We start from the raw sequence: 5416 nt of genomic DNA on the forward strand, positions 1-5416 counted from the left end.
TATGTTCCGGCGGTGTCCTACTCTCCCACACCCTGTCGAGTGCAGTACCATCGGCGCTGGCAGGCTTAGCTTCCGGGTTCGGAATGGGACCGGGCGTTTCCCTGCCGCTATAACCGCCGTAACTCTATGAAACTATCCACAGAGAGCCACCCTTTAGCCACTCCACGAATGAAGTGTTGTCGGGTGTCTTCTGTATCTGTGTGTTGTTTCAGATACTGCACAGTGGACGCGTAGCAACCTTTGTTTGTAAGCCCTCGGCCTATTAGTACCGGTCACCTCCACCAGTTACCTGGCTTCCAGTTCCGGCCTATCAACCCCATGGTCTGTAGGGGGCCTTAACCACTCGAGGTGGTGGGAAACCTCATCTTGGAACAGGCTTCCCGCTTAGATGCTTTCAGCGGTTATCCCTTCCGAACGTAGCCAACCAGCCGTGCCCCTGGCGGGACAACTGGCACACCAGAGGTTCGTCCGTCCCGGTCCTCTCGTACTAGGGACAGCCTTCCTCAAGTTTCCAACGCGCGCGGCGGATAGAGACCGAACTGTCTCACGACGTTCTAAACCCAGCTCGCGTGCCGCTTTAATGGGCGAACAGCCCAACCCTTGGGACCTACTCCAGCCCCAGGATGCGACGAGCCGACATCGAGGTGCCAAACCATCCCGTCGATATGGACTCTTGGGGAAGATCAGCCTGTTATCCCCGGGGTACCTTTTATCCGTTGAGCGACACCGCTTCCACATGCCGGTGCCGGATCACTAGTCCCGACTTTCGTCCCTGCTCGACATGTCTGTCTCACAGTCAAGCTCCCTTGTGCACTTGCACTCGACACCTGATTGCCAACCAGGCTGAGGGAACCTTTGGGCGCCTCCGTTACATTTTGGGAGGCAACCGCCCCAGTTAAACTACCCACCAGGCACTGTCCCTGAACCAGATCATGGTCCGAGGTTAGAGGTCCAATACGATCAGAGTGGTATTTCAACGATGACTCCACCCACACTGGCGTGCGAGTTTCACAGTCTCCCACCTATCCTACACAAACCGTACCGAACACCAATACCAAGCTATAGTGAAGGTCCCGGGGTCTTTTCGTCCTGCCGCGCGTAACGAGCATCTTTACTCGTAATGCAATTTCGCCGAGTCTGTGGTCGAGACAGCAGAGAAGTCGTTACGCCATTCGTGCAGGTCGGAACTTACCCGACAAGGAATTTCGCTACCTTAGGATGGTTATAGTTACCACCGCCGTTTACCGGGGCTTAAATTCTCAGCTTCGCGCCCAAAGGCGCTAACCGGTCCTCTTAACCTTCCGGCACCGGGCAGGCGTCAGTCCGTATACATCGTCTTACGACTTCGCACGGACCTGTGTTTTTAGTAAACAGTCGCTTCTCTCTGGTCTCTGCGGCCCAAACCAGCTCACGGTGCAAGACCGGTCACCAGCTCGGGCCCCCCTTCTCCCGAAGTTACGGGGGCATTTTGCCGAGTTCCTTGACCACAGTTCTCTCGATCGCCTTAGTATTCTCTACCTGACCACCTGTGTCGGTTTGGGGTACGGGCCGTGTACCAACTCACTAGAGGCTTTTCTCGGCAGCATAGGATCACTGAATTCGCCTCAATCGGCTACGCATCACCTCTCAGGCACATGAATGGCGGATTTGCCTACCACTCGCCCTACAGGCTTACACCAGTACAACCACTGACTGGCCCAGCTACCTTCCTGCGTCACCCCATCGCTTGACTACTACACCCAGGGTCATGCGCAGCCCCATCCGGCCTCCCGAAGGAGGTCCATCAGGTTTTGGGCACTTAGCACAGATGATTCGCCATTGGGCGCGGATACACGGGTACGGGAATATCAACCCGTTGTCCATCGACTACGCCTGTCGGCCTCGCCTTAGGTCCCGACTCACCCTGGGCGGATTAACCTGGCCCAGGAACCCTTGGTCATTCGGCGGACGAGTTTCTCACTCGTCTTTCGCTACTCATGCCTGCATTCTCACTCGCGCAGCCTCCACAACTAGGTCACCCCGCTGCTTCCCTGGCTACACGACGCTCCCCTACCCAGCCACACCACTGCACACCCTCCCGCAGGAAAATGTGGATGTATATGTGCGACTGCCGCGGCTTCGGCGGTGTACTTGAGCCCCGCTACATTGTCGGCGCAGGATCACTCGACCAGTGAGCTATTACGCACTCTTTCAAGGGTGGCTGCTTCTAAGCCAACCTCCTGGCTGTCTGCGCAATCCCACATCCTTTTCCACTTAGTACACGCTTAGGGGCCTTAGCCGGCGATCTGGGCTGTTTCCCTCTCGACTACGAAGCTTATCCCCCGCAGTCTCACTGCCGCGCTCTCACTCACCGGCATTCGGAGTTTGGCTGATTTCGGTAAGCTTGTGGGCCCCCTAGACCATCCAGTAGCTCTACCTCCGGTGAGAAACACGCGACGCTGCACCTAAATGCATTTCGGGGAGAACCAGCTATCACGGAGTTTGATTGGCCTTTCACCCCTACCCACAGCTCATCCCCTCAGTTTTCAACCTAAGTGGGTTCGGGCCTCCACGACGTCTTACCGTCGCTTCACCCTGGCCATGGGTAGATCACTCCGCTTCGGGTCTAGAACACGCGACTCGAACGCCCTATTCGGACTCGCTTTCGCTACGGCTACCCCACACGGGTTAACCTCGCCACATGCCACTAACTCGCAGGCTCATTCTTCAAAAGGCACGCCATCACCCACAGCCACAAGGACTCGCAGGCTCTGACGGATTGTAAGCGCACGGTTTCAGGTACTATTTCACTCCCCTCCCGGGGTACTTTTCACCTTTCCCTCACGGTACTAGTCCGCTATCGGTCACCAGGGAGTATTCAGGCTTACCGGGTGGTCCCGGCAGATTCACAGCAGATTTCACGGGCCCGCTGCTACTCGGGCACTCACTACAACAGAGAACGTGTTTTCGCCTACCGGACTCTCACCGTCTACGGTTGGCCGTCCCAGACCAATTCGACTAACACGATCTTTTCTGACTGTTGCTCACCACGGCAGTGATGAGAAAATGAGCCCCACTACCCCACACGTGCAACCCCTGCCGGGTATCACACACGCATGGTTTAGCCTCATCCGCTTTCGCTCGCCACTACTCACGGAATCACATATTGTTTTCTCTTCCTGTGGGTACTGAGATGTTTCACTTCCCCACGTTCCCTCCACACACCCTATATATTCAGATGCGGGTAACACGACATCACTCGTGCTGGGTTTCCCCATTCGGACACCCTCGGATCACAGCTCGGTTGACAGCTCCCCGAGGCTTATCGCAGCCTCCTACGTCCTTCATCGGCTCCTGGTGCCAAGGCATCCACCGAACGCTCTAAAACACTTACAAAACAAAGATGCTCGCGTCCACTGTGCAGTTCTCAAACAACACACCCACTCGAACCGAACTCCTGGACTCACCGACCGAACCGGCAGTATCTCAGAAAATCCGAGCAGATCATGTTTATTGCCTGGAAAGAACGCCTGTTCTTTCAGGACCCAACAGTGTGTTGATATATCCACCAGCACCGGAAACACAGTCCCAGCCGTCTGTGATGGAGGTTGTCAGCGTTCCACCCATGAGCAACCACCGAACCACATTCGAGTTCGTAATGGCCTCTGCCACAACCCGCACCCACCTATGTGAGCCGGCGTGGAGAATGCTCCTTAGAAAGGAGGTGATCCAGCCGCACCTTCCGGTACGGCTACCTTGTTACGACTTCGTCCCAATCGCCGATCCCACCTTCGACGGCTCCCTCCACAAGGGTTAGGCCACCGGCTTCGGGTGTTACCGACTTTCATGACGTGACGGGCGGTGTGTACAAGGCCCGGGAACGTATTCACCGCAGCGTTGCTGATCTGCGATTACTAGCGACTCCAACTTCACGGGGTCGAGTTGCAGACCCCGATCCGAACTGAGACCGGCTTTAAGGGATTCGCTCCACCTCACGGTATCGCAGCCCTCTGTACCGGCCATTGTAGCATGTGTGAAGCCCTGGACATAAGGGGCATGATGACTTGACGTCGTCCCCACCTTCCTCCGAGTTGACCCCGGCAGTCTCTCACGAGTCCCCGCCATTACGCGCTGGCAACATAAGATAAGGGTTGCGCTCGTTGCGGGACTTAACCCAACATCTCACGACACGAGCTGACGACAGCCATGCACCACCTGTACACCGACCACAAGGGGGCCTACATCTCTGCAGGTTTCCGGTGTATGTCAAACCCAGGTAAGGTTCTTCGCGTTGCATCGAATTAATCCACATGCTCCGCCGCTTGTGCGGGCCCCCGTCAATTCCTTTGAGTTTTAGCCTTGCGGCCGTACTCCCCAGGCGGGGTACTTAATGCGTTAGCTACGGCACGGATCCCGTGGAAGGAAACCCACACCTAGTACCCACCGTTTACGGCGTGGACTACCAGGGTATCTAATCCTGTTCGCTACCCACGCTTTCGCTTCTCAGCGTCAGTTACTTCCCAGAGACCCGCCTTCGCCACCGGTGTTCCTCCTGATATCTGCGCATTTCACCGCTACACCAGGAATTCCAGTCTCCCCTGAAGTACTCAAGCCTGCCCGTATCGACCGCAAGCTCGGGGTTGAGCCCCGAGTTTTCACGATCGACGCGACAAGCCGCCTACAAGCTCTTTACGCCCAGTAATTCCGGACAACGCTCGCACCCTACGTATTACCGCGGCTGCTGGCACGTAGTTGGCCGGTGCTTCTTATACTCCTACCGTCACTTTCGCTTCGTCGGAGTCGAAAGAGGTTTACAACCCGAAGGCCGTCATCCCTCACGCGGCGTCGCTGCATCAGGCTTCCGCCCATTGTGCAATATTCCCCACTGCTGCCTCCCGTAGGAGTCTGGGCCGTGTCTCAGTCCCAGTGTGGCCGGTCGCCCTCTCAGGCCGGCTACCCGTCGTCGCCTTGGTAGGCCATTACCCCACCAACAAGCTGATAGGCCGCGGGCTCATCTTGCACCGATAAATCTTTCCACCACAACCCATGCGAGAAGTGGTCATATCCGGTATTAGACCCAGTTTCCCAGGCTTATCCCAGAGTGCAAGGCAGATCACCCACGTGTTACTCACCCGTTCGCCGCTCGTGTACCCCGAAGGGCCTTACCGCTCGACTTGCATGTGTTAAGCACGCCGCCAGCGTTCGTCCTGAGCCAGGATCAAACTCTCCGTTGAAGACTCACAATCACACCCCGAAGGGCGCAATCAAAAGTACAAACTAGAGTCCGAAAACCTAGCAAAACAATCGCCAGCCGGAATTTAGCTGACTTAAATGTTCGGCCCTCCACACGGGGGTATGAAGAACCGAAACCAAATTAAATATTTGGCACTGACATTCATCAACACACTATTGAGTTCTCAAAGAACACACGCACACA

3 rRNA genes are annotated in these 5416 nt (G+C 56.2%); all 3 read right to left on the reverse strand.

The window, feature by feature from the left end:
- Positions 1-4: 4 nt before the first annotated feature.
- The 3 genes from rrf to QH196_RS00100 all read right to left on the reverse strand — a co-directional run bounded on the left by rrf (position 5) and on the right by QH196_RS00100 (position 5213).
- Positions 5-121: ribosomal RNA gene (gene rrf, locus QH196_RS00090) — 5S ribosomal RNA — on the reverse strand.
- Between the two features lie 121 nt (positions 122-242).
- A 23S ribosomal RNA gene (locus QH196_RS00095) occupies positions 243-3375 on the reverse strand.
- A 321-nt stretch (positions 3376-3696) separates the two neighbouring features.
- A 16S ribosomal RNA gene (locus QH196_RS00100) occupies positions 3697-5213 on the reverse strand.
- The 16S, 23S and 5S rRNA genes sit together here, the layout of an rRNA operon.
- Between the last annotated feature and the right edge of the window lie 203 nt (positions 5214-5416).

The sequence above is a fragment of the Nocardia carnea genome, assembly GCF_029868325.1.
Classification (GTDB): Bacteria; Actinomycetota; Actinomycetes; order Mycobacteriales; family Mycobacteriaceae; genus Nocardia; species Nocardia carnea_C.